General features: G+C 71.5%; 19 protein-coding genes. 1 reads left to right on the plus strand and 18 read right to left on the minus strand.

Going from position 1 to position 19,418, the window contains the following annotated elements; all coding sequences use genetic code 11:
• The first annotated feature begins 13 nt into the window (after positions 1 to 13).
• Positions 14 to 400 (plus strand): helix-turn-helix domain-containing protein, encoded by a 387-nt coding sequence (locus QSK21_RS19780; protein ID WP_285697780.1) that lies wholly within the window; start codon positions 14 to 16, stop codon positions 398 to 400.
• A gap of 24 nt (positions 401 to 424) precedes the next feature.
• Here QSK21_RS19780 and QSK21_RS19785 read toward each other — a convergent pair whose 3' ends face one another.
• From QSK21_RS19785 to QSK21_RS19870, 18 genes are all read right to left on the minus strand, one after another.
• On the minus strand, positions 425 to 1,537 hold the full coding sequence (locus QSK21_RS19785; protein WP_285697781.1) for an MsnO8 family LLM class oxidoreductase: 1,113 nt from the start codon (positions 1,535 to 1,537) through the stop codon (positions 425 to 427).
• Positions 1,534 to 2,739 (minus strand): LLM class flavin-dependent oxidoreductase, encoded by a 1,206-nt coding sequence (locus tag QSK21_RS19790; protein WP_285697782.1) that lies wholly within the window; start codon positions 2,737 to 2,739, stop codon positions 1,534 to 1,536. Before QSK21_RS19790 ends, QSK21_RS19785 begins: the two co-directional genes overlap by 4 nt.
• Positions 2,736 to 4,115 (minus strand): NtaA/DmoA family FMN-dependent monooxygenase, encoded by a 1,380-nt coding sequence (locus QSK21_RS19795; RefSeq protein ID WP_285697783.1) that lies wholly within the window; start codon positions 4,113 to 4,115, stop codon positions 2,736 to 2,738. The genes QSK21_RS19790 and QSK21_RS19795 overlap by 4 nt, the downstream gene beginning before the upstream one ends.
• 84 nt (positions 4,116 to 4,199) lie before the next feature.
• Positions 4,200 to 4,736: a LeuD/DmdB family oxidoreductase small subunit gene (locus QSK21_RS19800; protein WP_285697784.1), complete on the minus strand. Its 537-nt coding sequence runs from the start codon at positions 4,734 to 4,736 to the stop codon at positions 4,200 to 4,202.
• The gene (locus QSK21_RS19805) at positions 4,733 to 6,013 is read right to left on the minus strand and encodes a 3-isopropylmalate dehydratase large subunit (RefSeq protein ID WP_285697785.1); all 1,281 of its coding nucleotides are present in this window, start codon (positions 6,011 to 6,013) and stop codon (positions 4,733 to 4,735) included. Before QSK21_RS19805 ends, QSK21_RS19800 begins: the two co-directional genes overlap by 4 nt.
• Entirely contained in the window at positions 6,010 to 7,272 is a 1,263-nt protein-coding gene (locus QSK21_RS19810; RefSeq protein ID WP_285697786.1) for an aconitase/3-isopropylmalate dehydratase large subunit family protein, read from the minus strand. Before QSK21_RS19810 ends, QSK21_RS19805 begins: the two co-directional genes overlap by 4 nt.
• Positions 7,269 to 7,826 (minus strand): LeuD/DmdB family oxidoreductase small subunit, encoded by a 558-nt coding sequence (locus QSK21_RS19815; protein WP_285697787.1) that lies wholly within the window; start codon positions 7,824 to 7,826, stop codon positions 7,269 to 7,271. The genes QSK21_RS19810 and QSK21_RS19815 overlap by 4 nt, the downstream gene beginning before the upstream one ends.
• Entirely contained in the window at positions 7,823 to 8,902 is a 1,080-nt protein-coding gene (locus tag QSK21_RS19820; protein ID WP_285697788.1) for an ornithine cyclodeaminase family protein, read from the minus strand. Before QSK21_RS19820 ends, QSK21_RS19815 begins: the two co-directional genes overlap by 4 nt.
• Positions 8,899 to 9,960: an aminopeptidase P family N-terminal domain-containing protein gene (locus QSK21_RS19825; RefSeq protein WP_285697789.1), complete on the minus strand. Its 1,062-nt coding sequence runs from the start codon at positions 9,958 to 9,960 to the stop codon at positions 8,899 to 8,901. The genes QSK21_RS19820 and QSK21_RS19825 overlap by 4 nt, the downstream gene beginning before the upstream one ends.
• Positions 9,957 to 11,108, minus strand: a complete 1,152-nt coding sequence (locus tag QSK21_RS19830) for a M24 family metallopeptidase (protein ID WP_285697790.1) — start codon at positions 11,106 to 11,108, stop codon at positions 9,957 to 9,959. The genes QSK21_RS19825 and QSK21_RS19830 overlap by 4 nt, the downstream gene beginning before the upstream one ends.
• Positions 11,105 to 11,884: an ABC transporter ATP-binding protein gene (locus tag QSK21_RS19835; RefSeq protein ID WP_285697791.1), complete on the minus strand. Its 780-nt coding sequence runs from the start codon at positions 11,882 to 11,884 to the stop codon at positions 11,105 to 11,107. Before QSK21_RS19835 ends, QSK21_RS19830 begins: the two co-directional genes overlap by 4 nt.
• Positions 11,885 to 11,895: 11 nt before the next feature.
• Positions 11,896 to 12,831: an ABC transporter permease gene (locus QSK21_RS19840; RefSeq protein ID WP_285697793.1), complete on the minus strand. Its 936-nt coding sequence runs from the start codon at positions 12,829 to 12,831 to the stop codon at positions 11,896 to 11,898.
• A complete protein-coding gene (locus QSK21_RS19845; protein ID WP_285697795.1) occupies positions 12,828 to 13,883 on the minus strand; it encodes an ABC transporter substrate-binding protein in 1,056 nt (351 codons plus the stop codon). Before QSK21_RS19845 ends, QSK21_RS19840 begins: the two co-directional genes overlap by 4 nt.
• A gap of 165 nt (positions 13,884 to 14,048) precedes the next feature.
• Positions 14,049 to 14,459: a MarR family winged helix-turn-helix transcriptional regulator gene (locus tag QSK21_RS19850; RefSeq protein WP_285697797.1), complete on the minus strand. Its 411-nt coding sequence runs from the start codon at positions 14,457 to 14,459 to the stop codon at positions 14,049 to 14,051.
• 246 nt (positions 14,460 to 14,705) lie between these two features.
• Positions 14,706 to 15,533, minus strand: coding sequence for an HpcH/HpaI aldolase/citrate lyase family protein (locus QSK21_RS19855; RefSeq protein WP_285697799.1), 828 nt, complete (start codon positions 15,531 to 15,533; stop codon positions 14,706 to 14,708).
• Positions 15,526 to 16,995, minus strand: coding sequence for a dihydroorotase (locus QSK21_RS19860; RefSeq protein ID WP_285697800.1), 1,470 nt, complete (start codon positions 16,993 to 16,995; stop codon positions 15,526 to 15,528). The genes QSK21_RS19855 and QSK21_RS19860 overlap by 8 nt, the downstream gene beginning before the upstream one ends.
• Positions 16,992 to 18,437, minus strand: coding sequence for an MmgE/PrpD family protein (locus QSK21_RS19865; RefSeq protein ID WP_285697801.1), 1,446 nt, complete (start codon positions 18,435 to 18,437; stop codon positions 16,992 to 16,994). The genes QSK21_RS19860 and QSK21_RS19865 overlap by 4 nt, the downstream gene beginning before the upstream one ends.
• Entirely contained in the window at positions 18,430 to 19,314 is an 885-nt protein-coding gene (locus QSK21_RS19870) for a cyclase family protein (RefSeq protein ID WP_285697803.1), read from the minus strand. The genes QSK21_RS19865 and QSK21_RS19870 overlap by 8 nt, the downstream gene beginning before the upstream one ends.
• Positions 19,315 to 19,418: the final 104 nt, after the last annotated feature.

A 19,418-nucleotide genomic window follows, 5' to 3' on the forward strand; every position in this document is an offset into this window, starting at 1 on the left:
GGGGAGCCCTTCCATGCCGCAGGACCGAATGCCACAGCGATCCGAACGCCGACAGTTGTGGCATCCCACACGCGAGGAACTCGACCTCGAACGCGTACTGTGCGCACTGACCGACGCGCACCGCCGCTCGGTCATCCTCGCCCTGCTGAACGAGCCCGAGGGGGCCCGGCACTCCTATCCGTGGTTCGAACTGCCCGTCAGCAAGGCCGGACGGACCCACCACTTCCGCGTCCTGCGGGAGGCGGGCCTGCTCCGCCTCGACGACCTCGGCAACCGCGTCCTGGTCAGCCTCCGCCGCGACGACATCGAGGCCCGCTTCCCCGGCCTGCTCACCGCCATCGCCGTGGGCAGCCGCCCGGCCGGTGACCGTCCCGCCCCGGCGTCCGCCGACCTCGGCTGACACGTCCCGCGCCTACGGCCGGGCTCAGCCGCCCGCCCACTCCGCCGCCAGCAGTTCGTAGGAGCGGACGCGATCGGCGTGGTCGTGGGTGATCGTGGTGATCAGCAACTCGTCGGCGCCGGTGACGCGGCGCAGCACCTCCAGGCCCTCGGCGACCCTACGCGGTGAGCCGACGAACCTGGTGTCCACCCGGTCGGCCACCAGGTCCCAGTCCGCGGGATCCCAGACATGGGCGGCGGCCTCGGCAGGAGCCGGATACGGGATCGCGGCCAGGCGCGTCCTGATGCTGTGCACCCACAGCGGATACGGGGAGGCCAGCTCACGCGCCTGTTCGTCGGTCGGGGCGACCACCACGTCCGAGGAGACCACCACGTACGGTTCGTTCAGGACCTTGGACGGCCGGAACGCCTCGCGGTAGGCCGTCACCGCCTCCAGCACGTGCGCCGGGGCGACATGGTAGTTCGCCGCGAACGGCAGGCCGCGCTCGCCGGCGACCCGGGCGCTCTCGCCCCCGCTGCTGCCCAGGATCCACAGCTCCACATCGGCGTTCTCGCCCGGCATCGCGTGGGCGCGGTGCCCTTCCGGCGACCGGTACGAGCCGTCGAGGAGCGCGGCGATGTCGTCCACCAGTTCCGCGAAGCCGGGGGTTCGCGCACCGGGCTGCTGAAGCATCGTCCCCAGCAGCGAGACCACCGGAGAACCGGCCAGCCGGCTCTGGTCGAAAGGCGGAGGGATCAGCAGGCCGTCCACCACCGCCGCCTCGCGCGTCGGTGTCCGCCGCCGCATGACCTGCTCCCTGCGGGCCTTCCCCGAACGGCCCAGACCGAGGTCGATCCGCCCTGGATAGAGGGCGTCGAGCGTGCCGAACTGCTCGACGATGGCCAGCGGCGTCCAGTGCCCGGTCTGCACGGCGCCGGAGCCGACCCTGATCCGTTCGGTCGCCGCGGCCACGGCGCCGATCAGCACCTGCGGCGCCGAGCCGGCCACTCCCGGGGCGAGATGGTGCTCGGCCAGCCAGTAACGGTGGTAGCCGAACTCCTCGACGCGCCGGGCCAGATCCAGGGTGTCGCGCAGTGCCAGCGACGGCGTTCCGCCCGCAGGGATCGGCGCCAGATCCAGGACGGACAGCGGGATCATGACCTGCCTCCGGGAGCCGGGGTCGCATAACGGCTGGCCGGCCGGGGCAGCCCGAGGTGCCCGCGCAGGGTCCCGGCCGTGTACTCGGTACGGAAGGCGCCGCGCCGCTGCAACTCGGGCACCAGACCCCGGGTGATCTGGGTGAGGTCGTACGGGAGGACGCCGGGACGCAGCCGGAAGCCGTCCAGTCCCGCCCCGCGCCAGAGCAGCAGCAACTCGGCGAGTTCACCGGGCGTCCCGGTGAAGATCGCGGCATCGGAGGCGATCGCGGTCAGCCCGTCCAGCCGCGCCCGGCGGGCGGCCGCCGCACCGGGCGCCGCGTCCAGCAGGACGACCAGCTCCGCGAAGACCTTCAAGGGCTCGCCGGTGCGGCCGGCCGCGGACTCGGCGGCCCGTACCCGCCCGACCAGCTCGGCGGCCTCGACGTGGGACTCGGGGGTGACGAAGACGACGTCCGCGCCGCGGGCGGCGAAGTCGAAGGGCAGGTCGTCGTGGGCCAGCGCGGCGACCAGCGGCTGCCCCTGTGGCGGGCGGGGCGTGATGGACGGCCCGCGCACGCTGAAGTGCGGGCCCTCGAAGTCGATGTAGTGCAGCTTGTCGCGGTCGAGGAACCGTCCGGTCGCGGCGTCGCGGATCTCGGCGTCGTCCTCCCAGCTGTCCCACAGCCGCCGCACCACCTCCACCGCGTCGGACGCCTCGGCGAACAGCTCGGCGGCGAAGGCCCGCCCGCGCGGCCCGCGCATCTCGTCGAGGGTGAGCGCGGGGAACTCGCGGCGGCCGAAGTGGGCCGCGTCGGCGGCGCGCGCGGAGATCTGCGGGCGCCAGCCGGCCCGCCCGCCGCTGGCGAAGTCGAGCGAGGCGATGCCGATGGAGACGTGGAACGGCTCGGTGTGCGTGACGCTCGTGGACGGCACCAGCCCGATGCGCGAGGTCAGCGGCGCCACCCGGGCGGCCAGCAACACCGCGTCCAGCCTGCCCCGCACCACCTCGGTCCGGTCGTCGGGCCCCTCGAAACGGGACGACTGCAAGCCCAGCGCGTCCTCGATCGTCACGAAGTCCAGCAGCCCGCGCTCGGCCTCGGCGACCAGCTCGGCCCAGTACGAGGCTTCGAACAGCCCCGCCGGGCGCGCCGCCGGGTCACGCCACGCCGCCGGATGCCAGCCCGCGCCTTCCAGGGCCACCGCCAGATGCAGCGCGGTCACACCACCACCTCCTTCTCCTCCTCCTTCGCGGAACGGGGAGCACGGAGGCCGAGATGGTCGCGCAGGGTCGGCCCGGTGTACTCGGTGCGGAACACACCGCGTTCCTGAAGCAGCGGCACCACCCTGTCGACCAGGTCGTCCAGGCCGCCGGGCGTCAGGTGCGGGACGAACACGAACCCGTCGGCGGCGCCGGTCCGCACGAACTCCTCGATCTGGTCCGCCACCGAGCGCGGGGTGCCGACGAAGGTCTGCCGGGACGTCGCCTCGATCACCAGTTCGCGGATCGACAGGCCGCGCTCGGCAGCCAGCGCCCGCCATGTCCGGACCGTCTCGCGCCGGTCGCCCCGGAACTGGGCACGTCCCTTCGAGACCCCCTCGCCGAAGTCGGGCTCCACGTCCGGGAGCGGACCGTCCGGGTCGTAGCCCGACAGGTCACGCCCCCACATCGCCTCCACGAACACCATCGCCGTCTGAGGGCTGACCTGCGCGCGCCGGATCTGCGCCGCCCGCTCGGCGGCCTCCTCCCCGGAGTCGCCCAGCACGAAGGTGACCGCCGGCATGATCTTCAGCTCGGACGGGTCGCGCCCGTACTTGGCCATCCGGCTCTTGACGTCCCTGTAGAAGGCACGGCCGTCCTCCAGCGTCCCATGCCGGCTGAAGATCACGTCGGCGTCCCGGGCCGCGAACTCGCGGCCCTCGGCGGAGTCCCCGGCCTGAATGATCACGGGATGGCCCTGCGGCCCGCGCGGGACGTTGAACCGCCCGGCGATGTCGAACTGCGGCCCCCGATGCGCGAACGCGCCCGCGTCGCCGCGCGCCAGGAACCGTCCCGTGCCCGGATCGGCCACGACGTCTTCGTCCCGCCACGAGTCCCACAGCTCACGCGCCGTCGCGAGGAACTCGCGGGCACGGTTGTAGCGGTCCGCCTCGGCCAGGTACCCGCCGCGCCGGAAGTTCTCCCCGGTGAACTCGTCCCAACTGGTCACCACGTTCCAGGCGGCCCGGCCGCCGCTGAGGTGGTCGAGCGTCGCCAGCCGCCGCGCCACCTCGTACGGCTCGTTGAAGGTGGAGTTCACCGTCGCCGCCAAGCCCAGGTGCGTCGTCACCGCCGCCAGAGCGGACAGCACCGTCAGCGACTCGGGACGCCCCGCCACGTCCGGATCGTGGATGCGCCCCTTCATCTCCCGCAGCCGCAGCCCCTCGGCCAGGAAGAAGAAGTCGAACAGCCCACGCTCGGCCGTCCGCGCCAGATGGACGGACGAGGCGAAGTCGATCTGGCTTCCCGAGGCCGGATCCGACCACACCGTGGTGTTGTTGACACCGGGAAAGTGCGCCGCCAGATGAACCTGCTTCGCGGCGGCCGCCGACGCGGGCATGGCATCGCTCCCAAGGACGGGTCGATATTCCTACCAATATAGTAGGAAAGATCTGGATCCGGCCATGCCCGCGCGCGGGCTTCGTCAGCCGGGAGCGGTGGCGGGGGGCGCCCCGAACAGGCCGGGACGGGCGATGGCCAGCTCGATCAGGCCACCGCCGGCGAGCATCTCCAGCAGGAACGGATCGGCGGGCGGGACGGTGCGGGTCGTTCCCGTCGTCAGGTTGGTGAAGGTCCCCTCCGTGATGTCCACCCGCAGGCGGTCACCGGTGCTCACCAGGTCGGTGACATCGGGGACCTCCAGGGCGGGCAAGCCGATCTCGAAACAGTTGCGGTAGAAGGTGCGGGCGAACGTCGCGGCCACCACGCACCCGATGCCGGTCGCCTGGAGGGCCTTGGTCGCGATGGCCCGGCCGGAGGACTGCCCGAAGTGCCGCCCCGCGACCACGATGTCGCCGGGCTCGACCTCCAGCGGGAACCTCGGGTCCAGATCCTCCAGCACATGCCTGACGATCTCCGACATGGGCTCGAAGACGTAGCGGGACTTCACCAGCCGGTCGGTGGGGATGTTGTCGCCGAACTTCCAGCAGCGGCCCTCGAAGACCATGCTCGTCCCTCTCATCGCGGCCCCGCCCGGTGTGTGATCTCGCGGGGATCGGTGATTTGGCCGGTGACGGCGGAGGCCGCCACCGTGGCCGCCGAGGCCAGGAACATGCTGGCCTCGGGGCTGCCGTTGCGGCCGGGGAAGTTGCGGGCATGGGTGGAGATCATCGCTTCGCCCGGAGCCATCGCGCCCATGTTGGCGGCCTGGTTGGAGCCGGTACTGGGCGGGAACCACGTCCCCCCGGCCTCGTGCAGCCGCCGCACCAGCCCCTCCCGCTCGGCCTCCGAGAACACCTCCCGGCTCGCGGGCACGAGGTTGAGGCGCACGTCCGGATGGACGGTGCGCCCGTCCAGCACCTCGGCGGCCAGCCGGAAGTCCTCCAGCCGCCCGCCGCCGTGCCCGCCGAGCTCGGTCCACTGGACGGGAGTCCCGGCCAGGGCCTCCACGGGCTTGACGTTGCCGACCGTGGGCGGGCAGGCCACCTGCGGGCCGAGTCCCGTGACGTCGAACGAAGCCACCTCGTGGGCCGCCCCGGGATCGCCGCGCTCGAACACGCCGTCCACGCCCAGCGCGCGGGCCTGGGCCTCGGTCACCTCGTCGGGCTCCACGTACCCGCACTTGGCGCCGACGTCCACCGTCAGCAGCGGGAACAGCCAGCGGTCCCAGAACGGCAGCGCCTTGACGTAGGGGCCGCCGAACTCCAGCGCCTTGTAGACCTGGCCGCCCTCACCCAGCTCGCCGACCAGCCACAGCGCCACGTCGCGCGTGGTGGCGCCGGGCCCCGTCCGGCCGTCGATCTCGACGCGGACCGTGGACGGCACCTTGAACCACGCCTTCCCGTACGGCAGGACCGTCCCGGCGTGCGAGTCGTTGCCGAGGGCGACCGCGAGCGCGCCCAGCACGCCGTGCACGGGCGTGTGGCTGTCGGACCCGACCACGATCGACCCGGGCCGCACCAGCCCGCGCCGCATCACCACGTTGTGGATGTTGCCGCTGCCGCAGTCGAACAGCCGGATGCCGTGGCGGCGCGCCCACTCCCGGTTGGCCTCCAGCACCGCCGCCTGCCGCTCGGTCGCGGGTGCGAAGTGGTGGTCGAACACCATCGCCACCCGGTCCGGACGCAGGATCGGCCGGCCGACCCGCTCGTCGAAGACCTTGGCGGTCAGGAAACCGCTGAGATCGTGCATGATCAGCAGGTCCACGTCCGCGACCACGATGTCCCCGGCCGTCACCGCCTTCTTCGCGCCGGCCCGCGCGAGGATCTTTTCGACGAAGGTCAGGTGGGGCCCGGTCATACGGTGACCTCCCGGGGGTCGGTGATGACGCCGCGGACCGCCGAGGCGGCGGCGGTGGCCGGGCTGCTCAGATAGATCCGCGACTCGTAGGCGCCCATCCGGCCGCGGAAGTTGCGGTTGGCGGTGGACAGGGTGACCTCGCCGTCGGCCATCGCGCCGCCGTTGCCCGCGCACGCCCCGCAGCCGGGGTTGGTGATCGTGGCACCAGCCTCCAGCAGCGTGGACAGGATGCCGTCGGCGGCGGCCCTCGACATGATCGTGGCGGACGCGGGGGTGACGATCAGCCGGACCCCGGGTGCCACCGTTCTGCCCTTCAGGTAGCGCGCCGCGACGGCCAGGTCGTCGTACTTGGCGTTGGCGCAGGAGCCGACGAACACCTGGTCGAGGCGGGTGCCCTCGACCTCTTCCACGGGGACGACGTTGTCGACCGTGTGCGGGACGGCGATCTGCGGCGAGAGCGCCCGGGTGTCGATCACCTCCTCCTGCCGGTAGACGGCGCCGGGATCCGGCCGGAGCTCCACGTAGTCGTCCGGCGCGACGCCGGCCTCCGCCAGGTAGGCGCGGGTGGTCTCGTCGGGCGGGACGAACGCGTTCTTGGCGCCCATCTCCATCGCCAGGTTGCACAGCGTCATCCGCTCCGACACCGACATCGCGGCCGGGTAGGAGCCGTGGAACTCGACCGAGCAGTAGGTGGCGCCGTCCGCCCCGAGGTCGCCGATCAGGCGGAGCATGATGTCCTTGGGGTGCACCCCGGCGGGCGGCGGACCCTCGATCGTGATCTTGATGGATTCGGGGACCTTCATCCAGAGTCGCCCGGTCACCCAGGCCGCGGTGATCTCGCTGAAGCCGACGCCGGTGCCGAGCGCGCCCAGCGCCCCGTAGATGGTGGAGTGCGAGTCGGTGCCGATGATCAGCGCGCCCGGCCTGACATGTCCCTTCTCCATCAGCACGATGTGGGCGATGCCCGCGTTGACGTCGTAGAACGTGCGGATCCCCATCTTCTCGGCGAACTCGCGGCACAGCCGGTGGTCGGCGGCGGTCTTGGCCGAGTTCGCCGGCGAGATATGGTCCATGACCATCGCGATCCGGTCCACGTCGTACAGCCTGTCGACGCCCATCCGCTCCAGCGTGCGGATGCACCGCCAGCTCGCGGTGTGGCTCATGTAGAGATCGGGGTAGGCGTCGACGATCCGCCCCGGTTCCAGCCCGCTCTCGCCCGAGGCCCGTTCCAGCGCCTTCTGCGCGAAGGTCCTGCTCATCGGGCGCCCCCCTTCGTCGTGGCGATGGTGTTCATCAGGTAGGGGATCAGCCCGCCGCTTTCCAGGATCGTCCGCAGGTTCTCCGGGTACGGCGCGAACGGAAACCGCTCGCCGTCCACCTCCACGACCCCGTCGGCGTAGTCGACCCGGACCTCGCCGCCCGGCACTCCCCCGTCGCCGTCGAAGTCGGCGGCGCGTTCCCTGACGGCTTGCGCCGCACCGGGCGACTCGACCGCGACCAGCCCGGTGTTGATGGCGTTGCGGAAGAAAACCCGCGAGAACGACGCGGCGACCACCGCGGTGATCCCCGCCCCGATCAGGCAGGTCGCGGCCTGCTCGCGGGCGCTGCCACAGCCGAAGTTGCGGCCAGCGACCACCACGCGGCTCTCCCGCAGCCGCTCCTGGACGCGCGGCCCGAGCGGCTCGAACGCGTGCCCGGCCAGCTCCTGCGGATCGATGCTGACCAGGTAGCGGCCCGGGATGATGACATCGGTGTTCACGTCGTCACCGAAGACGACACTGGGCCCGCCCACGCGGTGCGTCCCGGCGCTCACGGGCTGGTCTCCTCGAGAAACCAGTCGGTCGGCACCTCGTGGCCGAGGCCCCGCTCCTCGGCCAGCGCCAGCGCGCGGGCGCAGACGGCGGCGAACTGGAGCCCCATCCCGGTGTTGTTGGCGAAGATCGTGACCTCGTCCGGGGACGTGCGTCCCGGAGCGCGCCCGGCCAGCACCTCGCCCAGTTCGCGGATGTCGTCCCAGGACATCCGGCCGCGCTCGACCGGCCCGAGGATGTCGAACTGCTTGTCGTGGTGCACCTGCTCGCGGGAGAGCACCACGATCCTGTCGGCCCGGTCGAAGGTGGCGTCGTCCAGCTCGCGCCGGGTCGCGGTGCCGTCCGGGGACGTGATCGCGGTGACATGGGAGCCGGGTTCCAGCCACCCGCCCTCGAAGCAGGGGTCCATCGCGGCCGTGGCGCAGGTGACGATCCGGCAGCCCTCGACCGCGCCCCTCGGCTCGTCCACCGCCACGATCCGGCGGCCGGTGCGCGCCGACCACTCCGCGGCGAACGTCTCCCGGTTGCGGCGGGTCGGGCTGTAGACGCGCACCTCCTCGATCTCCGGCCGGACCAGCAGCAGGCACTCCAGATGCGCCTGCGCCTGCCAGCCGGAGCCGAACATCCCGGCCACGGTGACGCCCTCCGGCGCCATCTCCCGGATGCCCAGCGCCGAGGTCGCCCCGACCCGCATCTTCTGGACGAAGCTGTCGTGGATGATCGCCAGCGGCTCCAGCGTCTTCATGCTGTAGAGCGTCACCAGGCCGACGTACGTGCCGCCGGGCGCGGCGGGGATGAGCCGCCGCCGCTTCTCCCCGGTGGGCAGCGTCTCCACACCGGCCATGTCGGACGTGATCCGCAGCGCCCACACCCCGCTGGCCGCGTTGCCGCCCTCCTGGGACTTGAACCGGAACCGGAAACCGGGGTGGTCGGCGTCCTCGACGGGGAAATAGGTGTGGTTGCGGGGGCGGTTGGCGGCGCGGCCCTCGGTCAGCTCGACATACGCCGTCTCCAGCGCGCCGATGGTCTCCTCTGCTGTCAGCACCTTCTCCACGTCGGCGTTCGACAGGATTCTCACGATCGCGGCTCCTTGCTTCCGGTCAGTCTCTCGGCGCTTCGCGGTCCGACAAGGACGGTGTCGGCGACGACGGCACGGCCGCCGCCGGGAAGGATCAGTTCGATGGCGACGGCCCCCACCGAGCCTTGCTCCAGCCGGACGTCCTCGCCCGGTGGCCGGTAGTCGCCGCCGGTGGACAGGTCGGCCTGGTCGATCCAGCGGACCTCGGCCTCCGTCCCGTCCGGGAACGCGGGGAGCGCCGAGAGGGCGGCATGCCCGAGCGCGGACTCGGCCGTACCGGCGGCGACGGCGCCGATCGCGGCCTCCAGCCCGGCCTCCAGTCCGGCCGCCGGGGAAGCGCCGCCGGGGTCCGCGACCGTTCTCGCGGCGCGCAGCCAGTTGTGCCGGTACTGCCCGGTGACGTCGACCGAGACGGCACCGTCCTGGGCGCTCGTCGTGTCCACCAGCACCTCGGTGTAGCCGCCGCCGCGCAGCGTCCGTTCGACGACCGACACCCTGTCGGCGGGCGCCAGGCCCGGCGCGACGGCCCGCCGCAGGGCCTCGTCCAGCAGTGCGGTGGCGTCGCGGATCAAGGCCGTCTCGTTCGGTGACGGCCGCAGCCGCTGCTCGCGGACGAGGCCGCCCAGCGGACGCAGTTCCCAGCCGGGCAGCGCGCCGGTCAGCTCCGTCACCAGGGCGGCGGGCCACAGCGCCGCGTCGACCAGGCCGGCCACGCCGCGTTCCCTGCCGTCCAGCAGACCGGCCACCAGCGGGCCGAACGCCCGGCCGCTGTGCAGGTCGGAGACCTTGGACGTGCGCCGCATCCAGGTGTGCACGCGCGGTGACAGCTTCGTCAGGAAGGACGGCTCGCCCTCCGCCGGTACCGCGACGACGCCCTCGTTCCAATAGATGCACAGGTTCGTCAGGTAACCGATGTCGTCCGACCGGTACACGTCGCCGTAGACGAGGGCGATGTCGATGCCGTCCTCGGCGAGCCTGTTCTGGAGCGTTCCCACGCGGGACGTCCACTCGGACTCGGGGATCTCGTCGTGGTCCAGGACCACCAGCCCGCGTTTCATGACGCCCTCTCTTCGGCGGTGGAGAACAGCTTGCGCTCGGTGCTGATGAGGATCTCGGGGCCGGTCGCGGTCACCGTCACCGGATCGCCCAGCACGTGGTAACCGGCCAGGGGCGTGTAGGTGTTGGGATGGATGATGAACACCGCCCCTTCGGGCAGGACGGTCTCGTTGCCCTCGATGATCGGTGTCTCGTCCAGGTGCAGCCCGTGCCCGTGCCCGCGGACGCGGGTGTACTGGCTGGTGCAGTACTCGCCGTACCCGTACTTGCGGAAGACGTCGTTCTGCGCTTTGGCGACCTCGTGCGCCGTCACCCCGGGCCTCACCACCGAAAGGCCCGCCTCCACCGACTCGTTGAACAGGTCGAACGAGCGGCGCTGCCCGTCGCTGGGCGTGCCGACCACGGCCGACCGGCAGATCTGGAGCCAGTAGCCGTCCATCTGCGGGGTCAGCTCGGTGCGGACCATGTCGCCGTCCTCCAGCAGGCGGGGACCGGGCGGGGTCATGCCGCGCACCTCGTCACCGCCCGAGGCGATGAGCATGAAGTTGTCCTCGGCGCCCCGCCGCTTGATCTCGGCCTCCACCTCCGCGACGATCCGGTACTCGGGCAGCCCGGGTTCCAGCACGTCCACGAACGCGCGCCAGCCCGCCTCGCAGACCTCCGCGCTGCGCCGCATCCTGGCCAGCTCCCAGTCGCTCTTGACCAGGCGGACGCCGTCCATCAGGGCGGTCGCCGACACGATCTCGGTGCCGGGCAGGGCCTTGCGGAGCACGTCGTCGAGGAACGCGGGAAGCAGTTCGAGGTGGGCGACGCCGAGCCGCCGGGGGGCCAGGTCGCGCAGCCGGCCGGTCAGCCGGCCGGCCGGCTCGGTGTCCTCGGGGAGCGCGACCGTGGTGCAGTCGGTGACCCAGCCGGCGGCGGCGATCGCGGCGGCGTCGGCATGCCGCACCGTGAACGCGCACGGGTCGCCGGTCGCCGGCAGCAGCGCCAGCGCCACGCTGCCCTTCACCGGTGCGTCGGTCAGGTAGCGGACGTTCTCCCGCCGCCATCCGGGCGCGAACGCCAGCAGGGCGTCCAGGCCCTGCTCGTCCATCGCGTCGCGAACGCGGCGGTAGCGGTGATCCCGCTCGCGCAGATCCTCCGGCGTCATTCGGCTGCCTCCTCCATGCGGATGAAGTCGCGGGTGACCTCTTTCTCGATCTCGAACAGCCGGTCGTCCTCGGGCACCCGCGGATGCGGGATGTCGATGGGCAGATCGAGATGGGTGGTGGCGGGCCGGGCCGTGACCACCAGCATCCGGGTGGACAGGAAGACCGCCTCCCGGATGTTGTGCGTGACGAAGATGATCGTGCGGCCGGTGGCCTGCCAGATCCGGATCAGCTCCATCCGCAGCTTGCGGGCGGTGATCTCGTCCAGCGCGGAGAACGGCTCGTCGGCCAGCAGCAGGTCGGGCTCGATCGCCAGCCCCCGGGCCAGCGACACCCGCTGCCGCATCCCGCCCGACAGGCGCAACGGGTAGTACTCGCCGAACTCGCGCAGGCCCACCAGGTCGAGATAGCGGTCGACGCGCTCCTCGGCCTCGTCCCTGGGCACCTTCAGCTCGTCCAGCGGCAGCCGGACGTTGTCGCGGACGGTACGCCAGTTCAGCAGCCGGGGATCCTGGAACACCACGCCGATCTTCACCGCGGACCGCGACCGGCGGCTGATCGTGGTGCCGTTGATGGTGATCCGGCCGGAGGTGACGTCGTCCAGCCCGTTGATGATGTTGAGCAGGGTGGACTTGCCGCAGCCGGAGGGCCCCAGGATGGACAGCAGCGCGCCGTCCTCGACCCGCGCGTTGAGGTTGTCGATCACTCGCAGCGGCGGCTCGCCGTCCCGTTCGAACTCCTTGGAGAGGTCCTCGATGGTGAGGTACGAATCGGACACGGTGCTCCCTCCTAGCCCTGCACGCTCGGCCGCCAGCGGGTCAGATAGACCTCGATCGGCTTGAGGACCACGTACTCGATCAGCAGCAGGACCACGGTGAACGCGATCGTCCAGGCCAGCACCTGGGTCATGTTGAACAGGCCGAACCAGTAGTGGAGCTGGTAGCCGACGCCGCTGGACAGGCCGATCAGCTCGACCACGGTGGCGATCTTCCAGGCGGTGCCCAGCGCGTACCGCAGCGCCGCCAGGATGTACGGCACGAGCTGAGGGATCACGATCTTGCGCAGGATCGAGGCACGGGAGAAGTGGAACGCCTCGCCCATGTGGACCAGCGAGGTGTCGATCGCCTTGACGCCCTGCCAGATGTTGATCGCCACGGCGGGGGTGGCGGTGACCCCGATCGCGATGATCGCGGCGAAGTCGTTCAGCCCGAACCACAGGATGGCCAGGATGCCGTAGACCACCGAGGGCACGGTGAACGCCACCATCACCCAGGAGTCCAGGAACTGCTCGCCGAACCTCGACAGCCCCATGATCAGGCCGATCATCAGGCTGGCGAGCACCGCGATCGCCATCCCGGCGACCACCCGCAGCACCGTCTTGTAGAGGTGGAAGTAGGTGGCGCCGTCCTGCACGTTGCGCCACAACGCGTCGCTGACGTCCACCGGGCCGGGCAGGACGCTCTCGCTGAAGAACAGCGACAGCACCCACCAGAGGGCGACCAGGCAGACCAGCGACAGCGCCCGGCGGCGCAGGCTCTGCATGGATCTCCGGGGCGGCGGAGCGATCTCCCCCAGCGCGGCCTTGGCGGGCGCGTCGCTCGCGAGCGGATCGTTCACCCCCGTCTCCGCGCGGTCGGCGGTCGCGGTGCCTTCCTTCGTCAGCAGGCCGTTCACCCTGTCGCGGGCGGACTGACCCGGAGCGGTGCGCGCACGCCTCACGTTCATGACCGCGCCACCTGAAGGTCGGTGCGGAACAGGCCCTTGGGCACCTCGGACACGAACGCGTCCTCACCCAGCACCGGGATCAGCCGCTGGATCAGCGTGGTCTCCGCCTTGACCTGGGCGTCGTCCCACTTGGTGATGTAGCGGCTGCCGACGCGCTGCTTGAGCATCGCGGGCGCCCTCGGGTCGTCGATCTCGATCTGCTTGGCGTAGGTGGCCCAGATCGCGTCGTCCTTCTGCAGGAACGCCAGCGACTCGGCCAGCGCGCCGGAGAACGCCTTCAGGACGCCGCAGTGCTCGTTCGCGTAGTCGTCGTTGGACGCGAGCGTGACATGACCGGGCGGGCGGCCGAACTTCTTGGTGTAGTCGTCGGCCATGTCCGAGAGCGCCCGGTACTTGCCGGACAGCAGCGCCTTGACGGTGGCGGTGGTGCCCACCAGCGCGGCGTCCACCCGGCCCTGGTCCAGCAGCCCCATCAGCGCCGAGTCGGGCGCGTCCAGGATGTCCACGTCCTTGCCGAGGTTCTCGATGCCGTAGGTCTCCCGCGCCACCACGGACTGGATGCCGAACGTGGCGCTGCTCCGCCCGCCGAAGGCGCCCAGCTTCTTGCCCTTCAGATCGGCGAAGGACGCGATGGGCGAGTCCTTGCGGACGAAGACGATGTTGGACGGGCCGGTGAGGACGTTGAAGATCACCGTGCCGCGGCCCCGGGCCCGCGCCACCGCCATCGCGGTGAGCCCGCCGAACCCGATGTCCACCACCTTCTCGCCGATCGCGGCGTGCAGGCCGGAGGGGTTCTGGAACTTCTTGATGTCGAGCTTGAGCTTGTACTTGTCGTCGAAGCCCTGGTTCTGCATCACGAAGGTGATCAGGTCCTGGGCGCCGGGCTGCACTCCGAGCCGCACCGTCTGGGTGCCGGCCGGCAGGCCCTCCGTGCAGGCTTTGGCCGCGTCGCCGCCCGCTCCCCCCTCACCGCAGGCGGCGAGGGCGGTGGTGGTGAGGCCGAGCGCGCACAGCGCCGCGAGGCCGGCCCGTAGCCGAGTGAAGTACCTCATGAGCGTTTCCTTTACGTCGGGCCGGGGCGCCGTCCGGTCATCGCGTGACCCGCGTGAGCGGGCAAGGCGTCCCGTCGGGGTGGTCTGACGAGTACGGGGATGAGGGACGATGGCGTGGCGGGAGACGCCGTGTGCGACGTGAGCGCGAATGCTTGAGGGGGCCGGCTAGCCGGAGCGGTCCGCCTTGAAGTGGGTCGTGGCCGCGTCGTAGACGGACGCGAGCGTTTCGTGCAGGACCTCCCGGTGCTCTGGGGGAAGGTCGTTGATCAGGTCCTCCATGATCTTGCCGAGCGCCAGTTGCCCGGCCGTGCACGCCGAGCGCCCGAGATCGCTCAGCTCGAGATGGCGTTGCCGCCGGTCCTGGGGCGCGGGCCTGCGGATGAGCAGCCCGCGGCGGACGAGGCCGTCGAGGCTCTCCGACACCGTCGGCAGCGTCAGGTTCCCGTACGAGGCGAGCTCGGCCAGGGAGGTCGTCCCCTTGCTCACCCGGTAGAGCAGCCGATGCTGGCGGTAGGTCAGCGGAATATCGAGCTGGCTGAGCACTTTGTTGGTCAGCCGATTCAGACGTGCCGCCACGACGACCAATAGATGAGCGGTCGGATCTATCTCGGGAATCTGCTCGTCATCGGTCACGAATTCCACGCTCCAGTGGCCGCCATGGGCGATACTTAGGGACCCATAGTGATCCGCGCCACGAGCGCTGTCAAGAGTGTGCCGCCCAGATACTTCGGGACCCATAGTGTCGGGGTGGGCGGTGGACCTGGCCACCCGCCACCGGGGGCGATCGCCGCCCGGTGGCGGGCCGGTATCAGATGGTGACCGTCAGGATCGGGCCGACAGGACGCGGCGGGCCGCGCGGATCACGGCCTCGTCCACCATCCGGCCCTGGTCGTCCAACAGAACGCCGGAGGAGGAATTCTCAAAGCGTTCGACAAGGGTGCGGGCCTTCTCCACCTCTTCGGGAGAGGGGGTGAATACCTCGTGCACCACATCCACTTGGGCCGGGTGAATGCAGGCCCTTCCGTAAAACCCGAGACGGCGCAGCGCCTCGGTGGAGCGGCGCAGGAATTCGGTGTCCCGGAACTCTGTGCTGACCGGCGCCATCGGCGGCGCAATTCCGGCGGCGGCCGAGGCCAGCACCACCTGGGACCTGGCCCACAGGAGCTCACGGTCATCCGGGCTCGGGTCGACGCCCAGGTCGGCCCGCAGGTCGGCCTCGCCGAGCTGGAGGCGGACGACCCTCGGGGCCGCCGCCAGCGCGGGTGCGTCCAGCACCGCTTTCGCGCTCTCTATCAGCGGGGTCAACGCTATCCAGGGGGCGTCGGACAACACCCGGTCAAGGGCCGCTATTTCCGCCGGAGTTTCCGCCTTGGCCAGGCACAGGCCGGTGACCTTGGGAAGGGCGACCGCGCGGGTGTCTTCCAGGCCGCGTTCGCCGGGATTGATGCGCACCCAGATTTGCGGCCGGACGGTGTCGGGCAACCCTTTCAGCCACTCGGCCACCTGCTCCCTCGCCCGTTCCTTGGCATGGAGCGGGACGGCGTCCTCCAGGTCGACGATGAGGGAGTCGGCGCCCCTGTCCAGGGCCTTGGCCAGCATGCCCGGCTGGTCGCCGGGCACGTACAGCGCCGACCTCGTGAGCTCAGTCATGGGCGTACGGCCGGGACAGGTAGCGGCCGATCTGGGATCCGGTGACCTTGCCATCCGACAGGACGCGATGGCCCCGGACGAACGTGTCGGTGACACGGGCCGTCAGCTCGAAGCCCTCGAACGGCGTGTACTCCTGGGTGGACTCGGAGTCGGCCGCCCGCACCGTCCAGGTGTGGTCCGCGTCGACCAGGGCCACGTCGGCGTCGTAGCCGGGCGCGATGGCCCCCTTGCCGCGCAGGCCGTACCGCCTCGCGGGGTTCCAGGACGTCAGAGCGGCGATACGCCCGTACGACAGCCCCCGCTTGCGCCCTTCGCCCACCATCCCGGGCAGCAGGTACTCGGCGCCGCCGAAGCCCGACTTTGCGAGGAACACATCGTCCCTGGGGTCGCCGAACTTCAACTCGTCCCGGCAGCAGGCATGGTCGCTGACGACCCAGTCGACCGTTCCGTCCAGGACGTACTCCCACAGCGCCTCGACGTCCTCCCGGGGACGCAGCGGCGGGTTGACCTTGCCGCCGATGCCGGACGCGGTGTCGATGTCGGCCAGCAGGTGCCCGACGGTCACCTCGCGGCGGAAGTCGATGTGCGGGAACGCCCGCGACATCCGCACGGCGGCGTCCACGGCCTTGCGGGACGACAGGTGCAGCAGGTTGATGGTCGGCAGGCCCGTCTCGTGCGCCAGGTAGGCCGCGATGGAGACGGCCAGCCCCTCCGAGTGCGGCGGGCGGGACGCGCTGTAGGCGGCCAGCCCGGTGAGGTCGCCGGCCTCCTCCACCAGCCTGGTGTAGGCCGTCATGATCTCGGCGGTCTCGCAGTGCAGCGACACCGAGATCTCGTCCGCCAGCTCGGGGAACCGCTCGCGGGCGGCCTGGGCGCCGCGCATCACGAACTCGAAGTGCGCGTAGTCGTACCGCTCGCCCTCCGGGATCATCAGGAACGAGCTCTGGTCGGACGAGCGGCCGTGCAGCCCGTGACCGCCGTAGAACATGAAGATCTTGAACGAGGTGACGCCGTGCCGCTCGATGAGGTCGGGGATCTCCTCGATGTGGCGGCTCGACATGGGCGCCAGGTGGAAGGCGTAGTCGACGTGCGCCCGTCCCTGTGCGGCCTCCAGCACCTCGGGGAAGAAGTCGGCGTAGTCGCCGCCCTTGTTGAGGTAGTACTGGCCGGTCCGCATGTAAGTGATGGCCGAGGTCACCCCGCCCTGCGCGCAGGCGCGGCTCTCGGACACCGTGTCGTCGGCGAGCGGGTTGTAGATGCCCCAGTGCTGATGGGCGTCCACCACACCGGGGAACGCGAGGCGGCCCTTGCCGTCGACCACCTCGGGGACGCCGTCGACCGGGATGCCGGGCGCGACCGTCACGATGCGCCCGGCGGCGATGCCGATGTCGGCGGGGGCCGGGTCGTCGGCGTCGTGGGTGACGACCCGGACGTTCTTGATCACAAGGTCGTGGGTGCTCACGGGGTCTCCTCCAATGTCGCGGCTGCGAGCTCGGTCAACGGGCCGAGCAGGGGTTCGGCGGCCCGCGGGAGCCCTTCCAGCCCGCGCACCCGCCGGACCACCGTGGCGGCGGCGTCCTCCGGCAGCCACCCGGCGGTGTTGTCGCGGAACTTGCGGATCAGCTCCGCGTCGGACAGGGGACGGTCGGGGCCGCCCCGGTTGGTGAGGGCCTCGTGCCGCCACACCCGTCCCTCGGTGTCCCGGACGGTCAGCACCGCCGGGAACCGCATCGGGAAGATCTCGGTGCATCGCCTGTCGGCCACCACCTCGACCCGGGCCATCAGAGCGCGGCGGCGCGGGTCGCGGGCCAGCTCGTCGGTGTAGTCGGTCAGCGCGGCGCCCAGCCCGCCCCCGCCCAGCAGCCCGACCGCCACCGCGTACGGGCCGCTGAACTGGGCCTGGTAGCCGGTCTCGGGGGCGCGTTTGACCTCGATCGGCTGCCCGATCGTCCGGATGACCGGGGCCGGGACGCCCAGCGTCACCGACTCGACCTTCTCCGGCGGCAGGCCCTTCTCTCGAAGCGCGATCGCGGCGTCCACGGCGGCGTGGGTGAAGTGGTTGGCCGGATACGGCTTGAAGAAGATCCCCGGAACGTGCCACTCGGTGCCGAGCCCGCCGGTGATCTCCTTGGCGTCGAACCGGCCGCGCAGGAACGCCTCGAAGAAGCCGAACCGTCCCTCCAGCACGGTCGGCGGACCGGTGAAGCCGCGCCGCACCAGGTCGGCGGCCGTGACGGCGGAGTGCGCGGCCCAGCCGCAGTGCAGCCGCTTGACGGTGCCGCCGGTCCGGTTGGCCTCGATCAGCCCCGACGCCATGGACGCGGCGACTCCCAGGCAGTCCAGCAGCCGGTCCTGCGAGAGCCCCATCAGGACGCCCGCCGCGACGGCCCCGCCGAGGGCACCGCAGATGGACGTGGCGTGCTGCCCGTGCTCGAAGAAGATCGAGTTGCCCGCCTCGGCATCGTAGCCCGCCATGCCGATCCGGACGCAGATCTCAAGGCCGAGCGCGACGGCCCTGATCAGCTCCCGTCCGTCCGCGCCGGTCAGCTCGGCGGCGGCCAGCGCGGCCGGGACGACGCACGCGCTGGGGTGCAGGACGGACGGCAGGTGCGTGTCGTCGTAGTCCAGCGAGTGCGCCAGGACCCCGTTGGCGAGCGCGGCCTGCGCGGCCGGGACCTTGCCCGGGCCGCCGCCGACGACCTGGGCCTGCGCGGCACCGCCCTGGTCGCGGACGTACGCGACGATGGCCTTGCTGGTGGGAAGGCCCTGCGAGGCGACGCACAGGCCGAGGATGTCCAGCACCCGCCGGCGGACGCTGTCCACGACCTCCGGCGGCAGGTCGCCGAAGGTCGTCTCGGCGGCGAACCGCGCCAGAACGACGGCAAGGGGCTCCTGCTCACCCATCGGCGCCCTCCCCGGTGTGGCCCACGAGGGCGAGCGGGCGGACAGGCGACCCGGTGGCGCCGACCAGCGGCAGCGGCGACAGCACGAACGTGAACTCGTGCACCCCGGCGGCGGCCAGACCCTCCAGGTCGAGCGTCTCGATGATGTAGATGCCGGACTCCACCAGCAGCACCCGATGGGCGGGCAGCAGGCTGTGGCCCTGGCCCGGCGGGAGGCGTTCGAACGCGATGGTGTCGGCCCCGGCGGCGTGCACGTCGCGGCTCGCCAGCCAGCGCGCGCCGTCCTCCCCCACGCCGGGGACGCCGCTGTCGGCGCCGACGTAGGTGGCGGGGTCGGGCGCGTCGAAGAGACGCCCCCACCCGCTGCGGATCAGCACGACATCGCCCGCGCCCGGCGAGGTGCCCTGCCGCTCCACCGTCCGGTCGAGGTCGGCCGGGGTGATCTCGTAGCCGGGTGCGCAGGAGTCCAGGCCGAGCGCGGCCGGCACGTCCAGCAGCACGCCACGGCGGACCATCGGCTCGATGGTGTGCACGCCGTGTTCCAGGTACCGGCCGCCCACGCCCGCCTGTGCCGCGTCGGCGCCGCCATAAAGCCGCCCGTCCTGGGACACGTGCGCCAGCGCGTCGATGTGCGTGCCGACATGCGTGCCCATGACGAGCATGTCGTTCGCGGCCGACGCCCCGTCCGCGCGGACCCGGTCGCCGTGCCTGCGCGGCAGCGTATGCCAGTACGCCGGATGGTTGGGCGACTGCGGCATGCCGATGAACAGCGGACGGCCCAGGTCGTGCACGTCCACGCCGCCGCGCAGTGCCTCCAGGAGCGGGTCCGCCGGGCCGCCGTGTCCGGCCCGTGGGAGCGCCCGCGTCGTTTCACTCACGTTCGTCTCGATTCTCGGTCGCTTGCGTTGCCCTCGGATGCCGACAGGTTCGGCGCGACCGTGGCCGTCCTTGGAACGGCCGTGCCCCGCCGGTCGCGCCGCTC

This window comes from Actinomadura sp. NBRC 104412 (genome assembly GCF_030269515.1).
GTDB lineage: Bacteria > Actinomycetota > Actinomycetes > Streptosporangiales > Streptosporangiaceae > Spirillospora.